Raw genomic sequence first — 15,781 nt, 5'->3', positions numbered from 1 at the left:
TTTTTTCGCTGAGTTTGAACTAACAGTGAGACTGCCATGAGTTCTTATGATTCGACTGTTTCGAGATCTCAGTTCGGGATTATCCCAGCGGTAGTCTCAGTGATCATCTGGAGCACCTTGGCAGTGAGTGTTACCTACTGCCAAAACGTGTCTCCCATGTTTATTACGGGTGCTGCGCTGTTTATTGGTGGGCTCATAGGCCTTCCTTGGTTCAGGCTATGGGCTATGCCACGCAGGCTTTTTGTGTTGGGTACATTCTGCATGTTGGCCTACCACGTCATTTATTTTTACGCGCTTCAACTTGCTGATCCGATCGGCGTCAGTCTGCTGCACTACCTTTGGCCTGTGCTGATCGTGGTGATGGCCCCACTGTTTGTGTCGAGCGGGCGGCTCACTACAAGATCGATTTTGGCCGGGCTTGTAGGTTTTGTTGGAGCAGTAATCAGCTGTAATCCGGATCACTCTCTGGGTGAGGGCAACTGGCTTGGATATGGCCTGGCATTTATCTCGGCCATCCTGTGGGCAGCTTACTCGCTACTTGCCAAGCAATATACGGGTGTTCGTAGTGCATCGGTTGGGCTGTTCTGCCTAGTGTCGGGCGCTGCGTGCCTGTTGGTTTATCGCGCAGGCTCGCAGTGGCCTTCGCTTACCCCTAGTGAGACCTGGGCAATCGTTTATATGGGGTTGGGGCCTATGGGTGGAGCCTTTTACCTTTGGGACTATGCAATGAAAAAGGCCAATCATGAGCAGGTAGCTGTCCTCAGTTATGCTACTCCTGTGCTGTCTACAGCATTCTTGGCTATCTACCTGCAGGTCGGAATGCAGTGGTACATCTGGGTAGGTGCGGCCTTAGTTGTTTGCTCGATGATAATGTCGAAAAGAGCGACTGGGTAATAATTATTTAGTTTGTGCTTGTGTCAAATAAGGCGAAGGAATAGAGCTGGTCATTCTATTCATAATCGCCGAATTAACCTTGCCCCCCCCCCTTCACGCTGGGGGCTTTTTATATGTATTAACTATTGAATTAGAGCGTCCAAGTGCGCAGTGTCGCATATTTTGGCTGAGATGTTGTTCGTAGAAATAGAGGTGACTCGATGATTGAAACAAATATAAGTGTCGAAAATCCGAAGACTCAAGATAGTCAACTCAAGGCGGGGCTAAAGTCCAGGCATCTAACCATGATGTCTATCGCGGGGGTCATTGGTGGCTCTCTGTTCGTAGGGTCAGCAAGTATTATCCATAGTGCAGGGCCAGCTGCGGTTTTGGCATTTCTGGTAGGTGGTATTCTAATGATGCTTATCATGAGAATGCTGGGCGAGATGGCGACGTCCTCTCCTGATACTGGATCTTTCTCAACTTACGCCGATCGGGCGATTGGTCGTTGGGCCGGTTTTACCATTGGCTGGCTTTATTGGGGATACTGGGTATGCCTCATGGCTTGGGAGGCTTACGTTGCAGGCAAGATCCTTAATGGCTGGTTTCCATCGATCAGTATCAATGTCTTCGTTCTGGCAACGACGCTGGTACTGATCAGCATCAACTTCTTCAACGTGAAAAACTATGGCGAATTTGAGTTCTGGTTTGCACTGATCAAAGTGGTGGCGATTTTCTGCTTCTTGATAGTGTGTGGCCTCGCTGTAGCCAATATATGGACGCTGGGGGAGGTTAGGGGGATCACCAATTTGACGGCGCACGGTTTCATGCCGAACGGAATAGACCCTGTCGTCGGCGCTATGCTCGGGGTGATGTTTGCGTTCTTGGGGGCAGAGATCGCGACTATTGCCGCTTCTGAGTCTGCGAACCCATCCCAGCAGATCATAAAGACGACCAAGTCAGTCGTTTGGCGCGTAGGGTTGTTTTACGTGGGCTCGATTTTCCTGATTGTTTGCTTGGTGCCATGGAATGACCCCATGCTCGGTGTGTCAGGCTATGGGGCTTACCGACGCACGCTGGAGCTGCTTGGGGTGCCTGGTGCAGAAGTGCTGATGAATTTCGTGGTGCTGACGTCGGTGAGCAGCTGCTTGATTTCTGCGCACTACACAGCCTCGCGCATGCTCTATTCATTGGCTAGCCGTGGCGACGCTCCGTCATTTTTCAAGTTTACAAAACAAGGAACGGGGGTTCCGCTTTACGCCATCATTGGTTCCTGTCTGGTGGCTGTGATTCTGGCACTTATCAATTTCAGTGAGGCACTGAGACCCAAGGATGTGCTCGATACACTGATGAACATGACCGGTACTATCGCGCTTCTGGTTTATCTGGTTATCGCGTGCTCTCAGCTGAAAATGCGTCGCAAGCTGGAGATGAAGGGCAGTGAAATCCCGCTAAAAATGTGGCTGTTTCCTTGGCTGACCTGGGCGGTGATCATCTTCATCGTGGCTTGCTTGGCAGTAATGTCGTTCATGGCTGAGTATCAGGTTCTGGTAGTGTCGACGGGCAGTGCGGGCCTCGCTTTGGTACTGATCGGAATCGTGCATCAGCTACGTTGTAACCGATTGAAGCGCTAGGAACATAAGAGTGGGACTTTGACCATAAGCTCAGGCTCAGTAGCTTACGCTGCATTTTGGATTTATCAGAATAAAGCCACCATTTGCAAACAGATGGTGGCTACTGACACTAACCCCCTCAAAACAGCAATTACCCGTTTAGTTATCATTCGGCTAATCGTAAAATGAACCTCTGAATTACTAAATATAGTGCAGGTGTTAAATGAATAAAAATAATAGTTTGTTTATCCGCATGCTAGTCGCCATCCGAGATTTTTGTTTGGGAAGGAATGTTGAACAGAAAGATGGCGAAGTGAGGGTGGCTCGCCCGTGCCCTCATATTCATATTGAAGTATATCCCAGTTCTCGAAACCACTAGGTAGCACTTCAAGGCTCAAAGCCCTTGCTTTGTTCAGGTGGTCTCCAGGCAGGTTGTCGCAGTCGAAGACAGTTTCGTGCGACTCCTTCCGAGCGTGCACTAGCCTAGCTCAGGCGTTTACAAGGCGGCGGAGGCTTAGACGATTCATTCGCAGTAACCATCCGACACTCGCCGTCCTCACGCCAGTATTCCAGTAGTTGTGCTTTGATCGGTGGAGGATGCAGCCCTGGATTGCCATTAGGGTAATCCAAGGTTGCACTGTTTGAGGGGCTACTGCACGACTATGAATCAGGTGTCGATGTATTTGTACGCTGTGACAGTGGCTGTTCATGGTTAGTGGGCTGCTGCACGAGCACGTAAAGGCAACTGACAATCAGGGCCGCGCCTGTCCAGCCCACTGGTGACAGCTGCTCTCCGACGACAACCGCAGCGAGCAGTGCTGCCACGACGGGTTCAATCAATGAAAGGGTCGTGGCGGTGCTTGCTGAAACTTTTGCAAGGCCCTTCCCAAATAGCACGTAGCCTAGGCACATTGGAACCAAGGCCATGTAAAAACCAACCATAGCATTCGTCCAGGTTTCAATAAGTGGTGCGCCCGTGACCAGCAGCACAGGCAGGAGCACCAGTCCACCCAAACCAAACGTTGTGCCCATTGCGGCAGATGACGAAATGTTCTTCTGGATTAGCCGATGTGCTGTCCAAGAGTAAAGGGCATAAGTCGCGCCTGCGACCAAGCCAAGCAGAATCCCGAACATGCTACGAATATCTGAAGCCCCTGCGACATTATCTGTGTGCCCTTGGGCTTTAGCCACGCATAACATCACTGTGCCCAGCAATCCCAGTCCCGCTCCGATTGCCCAACGTCCAGTTAGCGGCTTGTTATCGAATATCCGCTCAATGACGGCGCTCAACAGTGGTGCTGAGCCGATAGTGACTACGGTGCCAATAGTCACACCTGCCATGTGCATGGAGGTGTAAAAGGCTAGGGGATAGACGGCTACGGCAGATGCGCCGATCAGCACATAACTGGACTGTAATTTCAGTCTTGCCCAATCGATGCCGATCTGGCGAATGGCGATAAGCATCTGTAGCAGCCCACCAACGCCCATTGCAGCTGCACCAATTGCAAGCGGGCTGACGCTTGGGGCGAATGTGGCAGCTGTGCCCGTCGTACCCCAGAGGATGGATGCCATCAAGACAAATATCACGCCTATTGTCTTGCTATTGTTTGTCGTTAATACAGAACGGCTCATGTCACATCGCCTCCAAAAGCGAAGCAGCGATACGGCGAGCTTGCTGGACGCGAGCATCATTGCCTTCCAGGCCGGCCCGAGACATTGCGCCTTCCAGCAGATACGAAAGATGGGAAGCCTTTTCGGTGACGGACTCAATATTTCCAGGCGAAATTGCCCTTAGGTGTTCAAGCAACAATCCTTCAACATGCTCTTTATGGCGACGCACTGCATCGCGGCCAGCATCGCCTGCGGGTAATTCTGCCGCAGCGTTAAGTAGTCCGCATCCGCGAAACCCGCTCTCATACGCGCAATTGGCGTGGTCTGCATACGCGTCGAAAACAGCCAGTATCATGTCTCGGGCAGTAGCAGCTTTCTGAGCCCGCGCATCATAAAGGGCAAGCCACTCAGCATGCCTGGCCTCAATGAAGGCGGCGACTAAGTCAGCCTTGGAGTCGAAGTTGTTGTACAAACTCATCTTGGCGACACCAGCCTTGGCGGTGATGGTATCGATGCCAGTGGCGGTGATTCCGTCGTTGTAGAAAAGCGATGCTGCAGCTTCGAGAAGACGGGCTCTCGCAGCTTTAGGTTTCAAGGGCTTCAAAGCGATGGGTTCCTAACTAGGTAGGTCAGTCTATCTAGTTGCGCGTGCCCCTGCACGCGTCTTCGATAACTGGTAGCGAAACGAAAGAAGTCGGTGGTGATGCAGGGTACCGAGAACGATGAGTTTCGAGAGAGCGCCACGGATAATGGCCACCGCTCTGCAGGTGTGACCTATAAATACATCGCAGTTCAGACTTCCTATTTTAATTCAGTCGTCCTCCACCGTTTAATACTTTAAATACTAAAAACACCCATCTTTGTCCTGTTCAGACCATGTAGATGATATCGGGTTCGTTGCTTAGGATTTAGCCAAGATGAATGGTTGAAGTTACGCCTCCAAAAGACTGCCTGCAGGCGTAGTGAATTGAGCCATAGCTCTAAGTGCTTAGTCATCGGCGGTACCTGGAATACCTGTTCCTTCGTGGTGTAGCTACGAAGGTATTTTCTTCTAATTTTTTACGAATCTCTTTGGAGGTTTTATGAGTTTTAAGCTGCAGCGCGAAGAGTTGATAATCACCAAGAACTTTATCGCTGGTGTGTGGCAGGACGCGGTCTCTGGCGCAACCCTCCCAGTCAACAACCCAGCTTCAGGAGAGCGCGTCACGCTCGTTGCAGATAGCGACGAAAAGGATGCAAAGGCTGCAGTTGAAGCTGCAGTCGAAGCGTTTGAAGCTTGGCGCTCTACTCCGGCCAAGCAGCGAGCTGTGATCTTGAAGCGCTGGAATGACTTAATCATGGCTAACGCTGAAGACTTGGGTAAGATCATTTCCACTGAGCAAGGTAAGCCCCTTGCCGAAGCTGTTGGCGAAATTGCCTACGCCGCAAGCTATGTGGAGTGGTTTGCTGAGGAAGCCACCCGGGCGAATGGTGACATCATTCCTCAAGCCGTGCGTGGACGTAAAATGGCTGCTTATAGGGAACCTGTAGGCGTTGTAGCGGCCATCACGCCTTGGAACTTCCCCGCAGCGATGATCGCTCGGAAAATCGCCCCTGCTCTGGCTGCAGGTTGTACTGTCGTTTGCAAGCCAGCGGCGGAAACACCTCTCACTGCCTTGGCACTGGTTAAGCTTGCCGAGGAGGCGGGCGTCCCAGCTGGCGTCTTGAACATCGTCAACACTTCCGCATCGAAGACGGTAGCGGACGTATGGTTGGATGATCCACGTGTTCGCAAAATCACCTTCACAGGATCGACGCCGGTCGGTAAGCACCTGGCCCACGAATCATCGCGCACCCTGAAGAAATTGGCGCTGGAGCTGGGCGGTAATGCGCCATTCATCGTGTTTGAGGACGCCGACATCGATGCCGCAGTAGAAGGTTTGATGGTGGCTAAATTCCGTAACGGCGGCCAGACCTGCGTGTGTCCAAACCGTGTGTACGTTCAGTCGAAGATCTACGGCAATTTCCTAGAGAAACTCAGCGCTCGCGTGTCGGCCCTCGTCGTGGGCCCTGCCAGCGATTCGAAGTCGCAGATTGGCCCTATGATCAACGCGAAAGCGATCGCTAAGATTGAAGAGCACGTCAATGATGCAGTCGCTCGTGGTGCTCGAGTCCTCGCGGGTGGCAAGCGTCTTTTCACCGAGCAGCGTGCTGAGTCCACGTACTACGCTCCAACCGTCCTGGCGGACGTAGATCCTTCCTCTAAATGCTTCCATGAGGAAACATTCGGGCCGGTTGCACCGATCACCCGGTTTGAAACCGAGGAAGAGGTCATCAAGATGGCCAATGACTCGCCATTCGGATTGGCATCTTACTTTTATACCAACGACATGCGCCGTGTGCATCGGGTTGTTGATGCGCTCGAGTGTGGCATTGTCGGAGTGAACGAAGGTGCTATAGCTGCCGAGGCAGCTCCGTTTGGGGGAGTGAAGGATTCTGGATATGGCCGAGAAGGCTCCGTACATGGCCTAGAGGAATACATGCACATCAAATATGTCTGCCAAGGCGGCTTGGATTAACACCCCTAATTTGATGAGTGAGCTCTTTACTCAAATCTGTTTGAGGCAGAGGGAATCCGCTAAGCGTGTTTTATTGAGAGATCGTATGAACAACCTTCAGAAAAAAGATCAACACTGGGTTCACCCTGTGACTGCCCTGATGGATCACCAGGCAAAGGGCGTATGTGCCTGGAAAAGTGCGGACGGGATTCACCTTGTGGATGTGAACGGTCATCGGGTTCAAGATGCCTTCTCGGGCCTCTGGTGTGTGAACGCCGGTTACGGGCAGCCGACGATCATTGAGGCCGCAAGGAAGCAGCTTGAAGTCCTACCTTACGCGACAGGTTATTTCGGTTTCGGTAGCGAGCCTGCAATTGAGCTAGCCCATCGTTTAGCAAGCCTGGCGCCTTCTGGCTTGAACCACGTTATTTTCGGGCAGGGCGGTTCAGATGCTGTAGACACAGCGATCCGAACGGTACGCTATTACTTCAATGCGATCGGAAAACCTGAAAAAAAGCACTTCATTGCAGTGCAGCGTGGCTATCACGGCTCCTCAGCTTTGGGCAGCGGACTTACCGCACTTCCAGTATTCCATCGCTATTTTGATGTACCTGCTCCTACCCAGCATCACATTGAAGCGCCTTACACTTACCGACATAGTGCCGGCCCAGATGAGGTATCGGTACTGCAAGCGACCGTTGCGGCACTTGAGAGCAAAGTGCGAGAAATTGGCAAAGAAAAAGTGGCCGCGTTCATCTGCGAGCCCATCATTGGCTCTGGTGGGGTGATTGTTCCTCCTACTGGTTATCTGAAAGCAGTGCGCGAGACCTGTGACAAACTCGGCATCCTGATGATCGTTGATGAGGTGATTACTGGATTTGGTCGTACTGGCCCAATGTTCGCTTGCGAGCATGAAGGTGTTAGTCCAGATATCTTGACACTCGCGAAAGGCCTGACCTCAGGGTACGCGCCCATGGGCGCAACTATCATCTCCGATAGTATCTATGCCGCAATCGCGGAGGCTGGCTCTGACGGTACGCCGTTTGGTCATGGCCAAACCTACGCCGGACATCCTGTCAGCGCGGCAATTGCCAACGCCACGCTGGATTTGTACGAAACCGGTCTCTTGGAAAATGGCAAAGCTGTTGGTGAGTATTTCCAGGAAAGACTGCGTAGCCTCGACGCGCTAGCCGTAGTAGGGCAGGTGCGGGGGCAGGGCATGCTGGCGGGCGTAGAGCTTGTTGCAGACAAGCAGACACGAGCCAAGCCAGACCCGAGCTTGAAAATCGGGCAGAAGATCTTGGCCCACGCGTTTAGCGAGGGGCTTGTATTCCGTGCTTTTGCCGACGATATCCTCGGCTTTGCTCCCTCACTGAATTACACCAATGCTGACGTCGACAAGCTGATTGAGATTCTTACCTTTTCTATCGAGAAGGTGATCGGCGCTAAATGGGTTTGATTGCTTCCCGCTGCGCGATTTAGCACTGCGTTTAAGGTCTTCTTTCAGAAGACCTTCTTTTTATGATAGCTATGAGCCTGTTTAATCTTTCAGCTTATCTTTGCTATTGATCCTTCATGCTTTCATCTTCCCTGAGTTGGTAACTCATGGCGTCACAGCTATCTGACCAGCACGTAAGCCATTTAGGCATATCTGGAGACTTTTCGGCTAGCCTCAACTCTTGAACGAATTCGACTGGTGAAATATTACCTTTCGCTGATCGAAATAGACCGCGCATCACCACTACACCGATCACTTTGCCTTTGCTGATAAACCGATGCTCCATGAAAATCCATTTCTCGTCCCACCCCAGCATCTTGGTATGGATTTCAAAAACTTCAAAAAGTCTGAGCTCTCTTCGAAATTTCCCCCAGGTATCCCCTACGATTGGTAGAGATTTTGTTTTAATAGCTACCCGGTATGCTCCAGTTCGCAAAACGAAATCCATGCGTCCGACATCTGCCAGTGTGAAATATCTTCCGTTAGTAACGTGCTGATTAAAGTCCAGATCCAGAGGCCAAACACGCATTCGGATGACTGTTGATTCAAGTGCTTGTACTGGGCGACGCCAAGGTCGGCGCAGCAGCATGAGAAGGAGTCGAAACCAGAGATTCATAAAAACGCCGATAGGAAAATAGTTGATGCACTCTATAGTTTTAGGCTCGTGTTTGGTATGTCTCGAAATGACAGAGTTTTCTTAATGTGTATATTTCGATTATTAAAGGTGAGCCGGGCCGGTAATAATGCTGTCATTGAGCTCGCTAAGAGCTTTCAGTCGAACGTTAATCGTGCGTGAACTTGCACCGCTACAATTCATCGCCTTTTATGGTGTGGTTTGAGAGAAGACTCGGCTGTACAATTCTCTTGAGTTTGCGTCCTTCAGCGTGCGCTGCCACAAAACCGTAGACGATAAGGAGTTGCTGCATGGAGGATCGTCTATCCTGCAAAACAGAATTCTCCCTGCTGTGCGTTCGTCACTGAGCGATTTCCTGATGGCTTAGTAGAGGGGCGTGGCACTAGCAATTCATCACACGACGAAATTGCCAGGTTTTTGAGAACTCCTTCATTGGCGAGATTCGAGAGTTCCTCTTGTGTACGACGTAGCAAAGCGCCAACTGATTGCCCTGACTCGGCACAAAGAGTAATTGCTACTAAAGTCAGAGGATTCACGTCGAGTGGCCCACTTAGCGCGGTGATCATCTCTAAAGTTGGACTTGATTGAGCGCGTTCTAGTTTCGAGACATATGTCCGACTGCTGACTTCTGCCAGGTTTCTCTGGGTCAGCCCCCGACCAGCGCGCATCGCTTTAAGCACAGCAGCGAAAGCTTTTTTGAGCGACATATACGCGTTCCTGATTTGAGTCAGTCCCTGTGAGCTTGGATACGTTGGGACGAGCCATTCTAGCCAAATCGAAGCCTATCACGGTATGCCTGGGTTTCATGCTCTAGAGACTCCGAGATGAACCTTGTAGCTCGCTGGAACTATGCGCACTGAGTTGGGCTACGTACTCTAACGCTACCGGGACTACTGTGATTTCCATCTGCCGTCTTGATTGATCTATTGCGAGCTTAGCCAGGCCTCCACTTGTTTCAGCATACCTAGCTCGAAGAGCTTGTGCTTTCCCATCTCAAGAGTTGCGAGCAGCAGCTGTTTTTCTACTTTGGTTGGAAACCATTCAGCTACCTCGACATTGCAGTGCCTGGAACCGCTCATTGCCCACTTCACGATCATGTCGGAAGCCGCTCGGTAATGATCGGCCATGAAGAGGCGTTTGCCTTCTGATGCCCATCCTAGCCTCGCCAACTGGTCGGTAACGTCGCATATTCCAGCGTCACCAAAGAAGTCGGTGGTATCAGGATAGTGAATACCTGCAAGCGACATTTTTGCCACGCCTGAATCCCGGTCGAAGTAGGACAGAAAATGCCACCCACCTGTAGTGCTTCTAGCGTGCGGAAAGTTGATCGCGGCCTTGCCAGTGATGTAGTGCGTGCGGGAAATGCGTTTGAGATCAAAATCAAAGAGCGGCGGGGTCATTGGAGCTTTTTTAGCCGGGCGAGCCCCTGCTTGATGTGGCTCGCATTGTCGCCGATTGTCTCCAGAGCACCACGTACATTATTTCCTACATCCGCGTGTCAGTGGGCTTCTACGTGGAGGGTCAACTCCATTATTGCTGCCTCCACGGCGAGCTGGTTTTGATACATTCTTTCCAGCAAATCCGACAGCGAGTATTCCTTTGGCATTGAAGTGATCTCCTTCAGGGAAGCTCAGCATAGCGCAGCCTAGGGAGTGAGCTAGCGCTTTGCGGACAGCTCCTGAGCCTCATCAACTTTGAACTTATCATAAAGCTCATCCCCCTAACGCTGTGCAGAGATCCGCTAGCTCAGACTTACTCTGGGCTGCCCACTTACACGTAAAGGTTGGTAAGTTATGAAGAGCGAACAAGTTGAAGGCGTTGTAGAAAAGGTTGCCGGCAAAGCGCAGAGCGCAGTCGGAAAACTGTTTGGTGATTCGAAGCTGGAAGCTGAAGGTGCTGGACGTCAAGCTGCTGGTCAGCTGACCCAAACCTATGGCGATGCGCTGGACAGCGTATCTACGTTTGTCAAAGAGAAACCGGTTGCCGCACTTGCAATTGGTGCAGTAGCCCTGCTGGTGCTAGACCGCCTCCTGCGCCGCTGAATTGGGAGAAAGGGACGTTTCGACAGACGCGTTCCCTTTTGCGTTTATCGCCCCGCACCTCTAGATCTGTCCATCCTTTGGCTTCGGGGGCGCGGGCTGTATACACGACTCACTTCCATCCACGCAGCGCGCCTGAGTTGCGCCGAGGTTAGTGGGCCACAAAGCTCGTGGAAGCCTGGAGTGGGCTCAGTAGCAAGCGGAGCGCGCAGGCGGGAGGATGGAAGCCCACAGGGCCAAGACTCGGCAACGGCGAGGCTTGGTTCACGACAGCCGTCCTCGCAGAGGCCCGCTCGACCATAGCTCCCCTAGAGCGCTTTCAGGAGACGCTCAAGCGCCTGATGCTCCCATGTACTGAGTAACGCAATGGGATCTGTTCCAAATCGATACCCTGCGTCAAACGACCATCGCCGTCCTTCCGGACTCACGCATTCTTCGCAGTAGTCGAGCGTGTCACAGTCGTTGTAGATCGATATCCGCCAACCTTCTACGCTGACAACGAAATGGCCCGCATAAATCTCATCCCAAGAAGTCTGACTCACCTTGGTCATTGTCCGTCGCTGGAAGGTGACCTCTCGCAATATTTGGCATACCTCTCTCGCTGAGAGCTCAGGCGCAGTGTCATTGCTGACGCTACCTACCTGGGATGAACGAGCTGCCGCTCGGGCCTCTTCCAGCCTTTGCTCAGCGTACATAGCCGGATCATCATCTGGCAGCGGATAGCCTGCAGCTGAGAGAGCTTCGGCGCGCTTTTCAATGAGCAAACGCTCGGGATCGCGAACTGCTTGGTAGGCTCTGCCTGGCACGCGCCAAGTGGCATCCATTCGTGGCTCCTCAGTGGCTGACCGGCTTACTCTCCAGCCGGCTTCCTCCGGATCTTTCGAAAGCAGGCACCCACCACAATTGGGCACGTGGTTCGCGATCTCATACTCACGCCAGTTCACCATAGCTCCGGCATCAATGCCGAGCGTCTTGCGCTCTATCAGCCAGGCTACAGCGTTAATGAACTGGCCATGAGAGTACGCAACGATGTCTTGGGCGGGATGCTCTGCAAGACACACCAAGAAAGACTGAGCTCTAGCTATGAAATCTAGAAATGACTCAGCGCCTTCACCATCCGTGAAACCAGGATCGGCTTTGGCCCAATACGCCTCCACCCATTCACGCCGATCAGCGACGGTTGTGTTGATACACCGTGCGGGCTCAAGATAGGTAAATTCGTGGATGGGCCAGGTTTCAAATGGTACTGAAGAGAAAGCAGCCACTGTCTTCATTGCAGTTGCTTGGGCTCGGGAGAACGGCGAGGCAACGATCAGATCTGGGGCCTGGACGAATGACCCGGCCACTAGGCACGCTTGTTCAACACCCTTTGGCGTAAGAGGGATGCTCGCGTGATCCAGGCTGGCTTCGCCGGCGTTAGCAGCACTCTCTCCGTGTCGTATTAGTCTTACATGCTTCATTTACGAACTACTCGTACAGATTGGGCCACTATTTCTCTTAGATCCCCAAGGTTACCGGTACCCAACCTTCAATCAAGAAGTCTCGACAGCAGTCCCTCTATCTGGGTGCCTGCATGCTTGAATTTCAGCTCTTCCAGCTTAGCTGCTCTTCGTTCGCCGGTGAGCAAGCTTAGTCCGTGAAGCGCGTTAAGTAACTTCTGGACATCGCTAATTTCCGAACGCAAGGTCAGCCAGGTAGTGTTCACTCGACGAGCTAACTCGTCGGCCTCATGGCTCAAGCGTTGTGACTCAATTAGCTTGTTAGCGTTGGTGGTGGCCTTAAGATGACCTAAAGCCTGCTCAAGTTCGTCCAGTAGCTCGGTAACAGCCTCCGATTGGTCAAGTGACACGGGGCGTCCCTCCACATAAATCGTGTCCGCCTGAACGCAATAGACAGCTAGTGGCCCTTCACCCCCTCCAGTGCAATCAAGTGCAAGAACGTTCCCTAGCCGGACAGGCTCTGGAATCCAGGTGTGCCCCGTGCACACACGCCAGACCCCTTTGACACCTTCTCGATGGTGCTTTTTGATCCGCTCGCGCCCCCATAGCGCGATCTCTTCTACAGCAGGGATTGTTATGTCTCGGGTGAACTCGACCCATGACATCCCGGCAGGGACATCAGCATGAACAACGCCAACCAAACCGCGAGGGGACTCGATTTCTATGACTGTGGGAAGGCTCTCGGGCTTCCCAACGACCATCTCTTTCGATTCTTCAGCGATGGTCGACCACCAGCCTGCACCATGAGCTACATAACGAGCGCTGGGGTTTGCCCTGTAAGCCTTGATAAGCATCTGCTCATGGTTACCTTGAACGGTGAAGAACCACGGCTCACCAAGAAGCTTCAGACCGTCGAGGACTCCAGGCCCGCGATCTATGAGATCACCCACCCCAATGACTCGGTCGATAGTTTTGTCGAAACCGAGCTTCATTAATCCTTTGTAGAGATCAATCGACTTGAAGTGAATGTCACCGATAACGAAGTCGCGACCGACCTCGTTCCGGGGAAGCCTCAGGACTTTCTGACTCATGCGCGGGTTCCTTCCTCAATGGCCATCTAGCAAGTGACCAAACCCGTATTGTCCACCCCGCGACTGCACCTTCCTACAGAAATATGGACAGACAGGAAGACTACACTCCATTGCGCAGTGCTGAAGGTATCCCTGGAGTTTCTTCCGTCGATGGAAATAACGAGAGCAAGCGGAGCGCGCAGGCCAGTAAGGCCGGAGACCCGAGGATGGAAGCCCAGAGGGCCATGACTTGGCGTCAGCCATGGCATGGTTTACGACAGCCGACCCGATAGGGCGCGCCATAAACCTCGATTTGCTTAGATTGCAGGATTGCTGATGTTCTGCAGGCTTATGTATTCCAGTATTTTTGGACTGTGCTTCTGGCAATGCCGAGCTTTTCAGCGATTGTTTTTCTGTCGAAACCTTGCGCTTTCAGGACTCGAACGTAGTCCGCTTTAAGCGGCTGCTTAGGCTTACCTTGGGAGCGCTTGATGAGCTTTCCATCACTGAATTGCTCCTCTACCAACTGCCACCCTCCAGACATCTCGAATTCCCTGATTCGCAGGGCAGTACGTTGCAAAGCCTCGGATGGAAGTTCGTCACCCTGCGCAGCAATGACGAGAGTGACCATAGTCAAAAGGTCGAGGCCTAGATAGTCAGCGATCTCGTCCAGTTTCTCCAACGTCGCGTTCGCTCGGGCCTGCTCAAGCTTCCCCACGTAGGTTCTGTGCGTTGCCCCCGCCAACTCTTCGTAACTCAACCCCTGATGAGCACGAGCTCCACGCAATGCTCCTGCCAGCGCTTCTTTCAGATGCATGAGTCGGATCCTCAAAACTGAGGATAGAGCCACGGCAAGCGTGTTTCGATAAACAGATCATAGTGATATTATCGTGACATATGGTTTGCCAAGCAGTCGTTTGAACATAGCGGCGGGATGTTTGGATTGATGATGGATTGGTCATGAGAGCAGCACCTAAGACACCGCCAGGGACGTCTCGATGGGAGACGCGCTCATCAAGTCCGACGTTTATGGCCCGCGTAAGCCCGCCTGCAATCGTCACTGAGCGACGTCTTGGCAAGAACCAGATCCACTTTTTAAGCGAAGGCAGGGATAGTGAGTGATGAAGTTCGATTGCGTGAAAGTTTCAGGAAAAGTTGACTACGTTCGATCTGTTGATCGAATGAACGGCGGACATAAAGCTAAAGTCAGCATTGACGGTGCAGTTATCCCGAATTTGCAAGTGTCGAACAAGCTTTACGAAGAGCTTGAGGTCGGCGAGAGTGTAACTTTGTATGGCTTGTTTAAAAGAAACAATGACAAAGAAAAAAACACAGGCATCTTGTACGGCCTAGCGAAGCAAAACGGCGAGAAATTATTTGCAACCCAGTATAGATATCAAGTCCCGATTTTCCTGACGGTCACTGCGGCCATCGCATTTTGTCTAACTTTCGTCGCCGGCTGGATCGCTTCGATCTTCCCAGTGCTTTTCTTCTTTGGAGAAAATTCAGATTATATGTATACCACTACGGTATTTGCGGTAATTGAGTCGAGCTTGGTTGCCGCCTTTTTCCTGTGGAGGGCATGGGTGATGTTCAACACCACGTCTGATCCTGAAGCTTGGGAAACTACCGAAGCTGCAGTGCTATCGAGTCGCTTCAGTAAGCTCCATAAGTAATATTCCTGTACGTAGGGCACGGTTAAACCTGCCCCGGCTTCGGTCTCGCTGCGCCAGACTTTCCTTTCCATGCGAGTATCAGGCAAGCGGAGCGCGCAGGCGTGCAGGATGAGCGCCCATCGGGCTGAGACGCGGCGCAGCCGTGGCTCAGTTCTCGCCAGCCTTCCGCCGCAGGCGGCACGCAATTGCTACTGCCCGATATCAAATCAACAAGGATGCGGCTGAAATGACCCACGATGAACTCTGTCAGCTTGAGGGCGCTAGGCGAAGGACTCTGTGGGCCCTTGCATGCCTCCGTCTTGGCGATCCCACTGCATCCGACCTCCTTGCCATCCTCGATGATCTCGACGACCAAGAGCGAAACGACACCCCCTCTAGCGATAAGCCACTCGACCTCATTCAGGTTCGTAACTCTGTCTCGGTGATGCGCCATAACTCCGGAATCAACATCATTTTGGAGCAGACTATTCCGCAACCCTGGAGAGAGCGTTTCTGCCAGGCAAGCGTCGGGTCGACCAGGTTGGTCGATGGCCCATACGCCTCAGGCTGGGATAAATTCCTGGCGAGTTGGGAGGCAGAGATGCGACACCTGGAGCAGCATCGGGCCGCAAGAAATAAATCTAAAAAAGACTGAGCGGGTGAGGGCATGGGACAAGACGATGACACGGTGTACTGCGATATTCAGATGCCGCTAGCGGAGGGGCGAGAGCTTCTGAAGTTAGTGAATGCACTGCGATATCTGTCTGGCTGAAATTTGCATGCAGTCATGCTTTACTCAAACACCAGGTTCC

At 52.3% G+C, this 15,781-nt stretch carries 14 protein-coding genes and 2 pseudogenes; 7 read left to right on the top strand and 9 right to left on the bottom strand.

The features are described from left to right. The first annotated feature begins 36 nt into the window (after positions 1-36). Positions 37-894 (top strand): EamA family transporter, encoded by an 858-nt coding sequence (locus QMX84_RS02810; RefSeq protein WP_282363058.1) that lies wholly within the window; start codon positions 37-39, stop codon positions 892-894. Positions 895-1,094: 200 nt separating this feature from the next. Beyond that, positions 1,095-2,507, top strand: coding sequence for an amino acid permease (locus tag QMX84_RS02805; RefSeq protein WP_282363057.1), 1,413 nt, complete (start codon positions 1,095-1,097; stop codon positions 2,505-2,507). 639 nt (positions 2,508-3,146) lie between these two features. Here QMX84_RS02805 and QMX84_RS02800 read toward each other — a convergent pair. After that, entirely contained in the window at positions 3,147-4,118 is a 972-nt protein-coding gene (locus QMX84_RS02800) for an EamA family transporter (RefSeq protein ID WP_282363056.1), read from the bottom strand. 1 nt (position 4,119) lies between these two features. Further along, the gene (locus QMX84_RS02795) at positions 4,120-4,701 is read right to left on the bottom strand and encodes a TetR/AcrR family transcriptional regulator (RefSeq protein WP_282363055.1); all 582 of its coding nucleotides are present in this window, start codon (positions 4,699-4,701) and stop codon (positions 4,120-4,122) included. 478 nt (positions 4,702-5,179) lie between these two features. Between QMX84_RS02795 and QMX84_RS02790 the strand changes: the two genes are divergently transcribed. Further along, on the top strand, positions 5,180-6,655 hold the full coding sequence (locus QMX84_RS02790; RefSeq protein WP_282363054.1) for an NAD-dependent succinate-semialdehyde dehydrogenase: 1,476 nt from the start codon (positions 5,180-5,182) through the stop codon (positions 6,653-6,655). 85 nt (positions 6,656-6,740) lie between these two features. After that, positions 6,741-8,093 (top strand): aminotransferase class III-fold pyridoxal phosphate-dependent enzyme, encoded by a 1,353-nt coding sequence (locus QMX84_RS02785; protein WP_282363053.1) that lies wholly within the window; start codon positions 6,741-6,743, stop codon positions 8,091-8,093. Positions 8,094-8,196: 103 nt separating this feature from the next. Here QMX84_RS02785 and QMX84_RS02780 read toward each other — a convergent pair whose 3' ends face one another. The 4 genes and pseudogenes from QMX84_RS02780 to QMX84_RS02765 form a co-directional block, all read right to left on the bottom strand. Further along, positions 8,197-8,748 (bottom strand): thioesterase family protein, encoded by a 552-nt coding sequence (locus QMX84_RS02780; RefSeq protein WP_282363052.1) that lies wholly within the window; start codon positions 8,746-8,748, stop codon positions 8,197-8,199. A gap of 320 nt (positions 8,749-9,068) precedes the next feature. Then, entirely contained in the window at positions 9,069-9,473 is a 405-nt protein-coding gene (locus tag QMX84_RS02775) for a helix-turn-helix transcriptional regulator (protein ID WP_282363051.1), read from the bottom strand. Between the two features lie 216 nt (positions 9,474-9,689). Next, the gene (locus QMX84_RS02770) at positions 9,690-10,166 is read right to left on the bottom strand and encodes a hypothetical protein (RefSeq protein ID WP_282363050.1); all 477 of its coding nucleotides are present in this window, start codon (positions 10,164-10,166) and stop codon (positions 9,690-9,692) included. Continuing rightward, a pseudogene (locus tag QMX84_RS02765) lies at positions 10,163-10,372 on the bottom strand (hypothetical protein). Before QMX84_RS02765 ends, QMX84_RS02770 begins: the two are co-directional and overlap by 4 nt. A gap of 187 nt (positions 10,373-10,559) precedes the next feature. Between QMX84_RS02765 and QMX84_RS02760 the strand changes: the two are divergent. Beyond that, positions 10,560-10,808 carry a CsbD family protein gene (locus tag QMX84_RS02760; protein WP_057009840.1) on the top strand — a complete coding sequence of 83 codons (249 nt, stop codon included), beginning with the start codon at positions 10,560-10,562 and terminating at the stop codon, positions 10,806-10,808. 848 nt (positions 10,809-11,656) lie between these two features. On the opposite strand, the pseudogene QMX84_RS02750 reads toward QMX84_RS02760, so the two are convergent. The 3 genes and pseudogenes from QMX84_RS02750 to QMX84_RS02740 form a co-directional block, all read right to left on the bottom strand. Further along, positions 11,657-12,265, bottom strand: a pseudogene (locus tag QMX84_RS02750) (histidine phosphatase family protein); the annotation flags it as partial. 68 nt (positions 12,266-12,333) lie between these two features. Next, the gene (locus tag QMX84_RS02745) at positions 12,334-13,335 is read right to left on the bottom strand and encodes a metallophosphoesterase (protein WP_282363049.1); all 1,002 of its coding nucleotides are present in this window, start codon (positions 13,333-13,335) and stop codon (positions 12,334-12,336) included. Positions 13,336-13,663: 328 nt separating this feature from the next. Then, positions 13,664-14,131 carry a transcriptional regulator gene (locus QMX84_RS02740; protein ID WP_248487893.1) on the bottom strand — a complete coding sequence of 156 codons (468 nt, stop codon included), beginning with the start codon at positions 14,129-14,131 and terminating at the stop codon, positions 13,664-13,666. A 304-nt stretch (positions 14,132-14,435) separates the two neighbouring features. Between QMX84_RS02740 and QMX84_RS02735 the strand changes: the two genes are divergently transcribed. Continuing rightward, the gene (locus tag QMX84_RS02735) at positions 14,436-14,990 is read left to right on the top strand and encodes a hypothetical protein (protein WP_282363139.1); all 555 of its coding nucleotides are present in this window, start codon (positions 14,436-14,438) and stop codon (positions 14,988-14,990) included. A 226-nt stretch (positions 14,991-15,216) separates the two neighbouring features. After that, complete coding sequence (locus QMX84_RS02730; protein WP_282363048.1) at positions 15,217-15,624, top strand: hypothetical protein; 408 nt, start codon at positions 15,217-15,219, stop codon at positions 15,622-15,624. Positions 15,625-15,781 lie beyond the last annotated feature (157 nt).

The organism is Pseudomonas sp. PS01297, from assembly GCF_029959305.1.
Taxonomy (GTDB): Bacteria; Pseudomonadota; Gammaproteobacteria; order Pseudomonadales; family Pseudomonadaceae; genus Aquipseudomonas; species Aquipseudomonas helleri.
The sequence above is the reverse complement of the archived record's forward strand: the minus strand, read 5'-3'. Positions and strand labels throughout refer to the sequence as shown.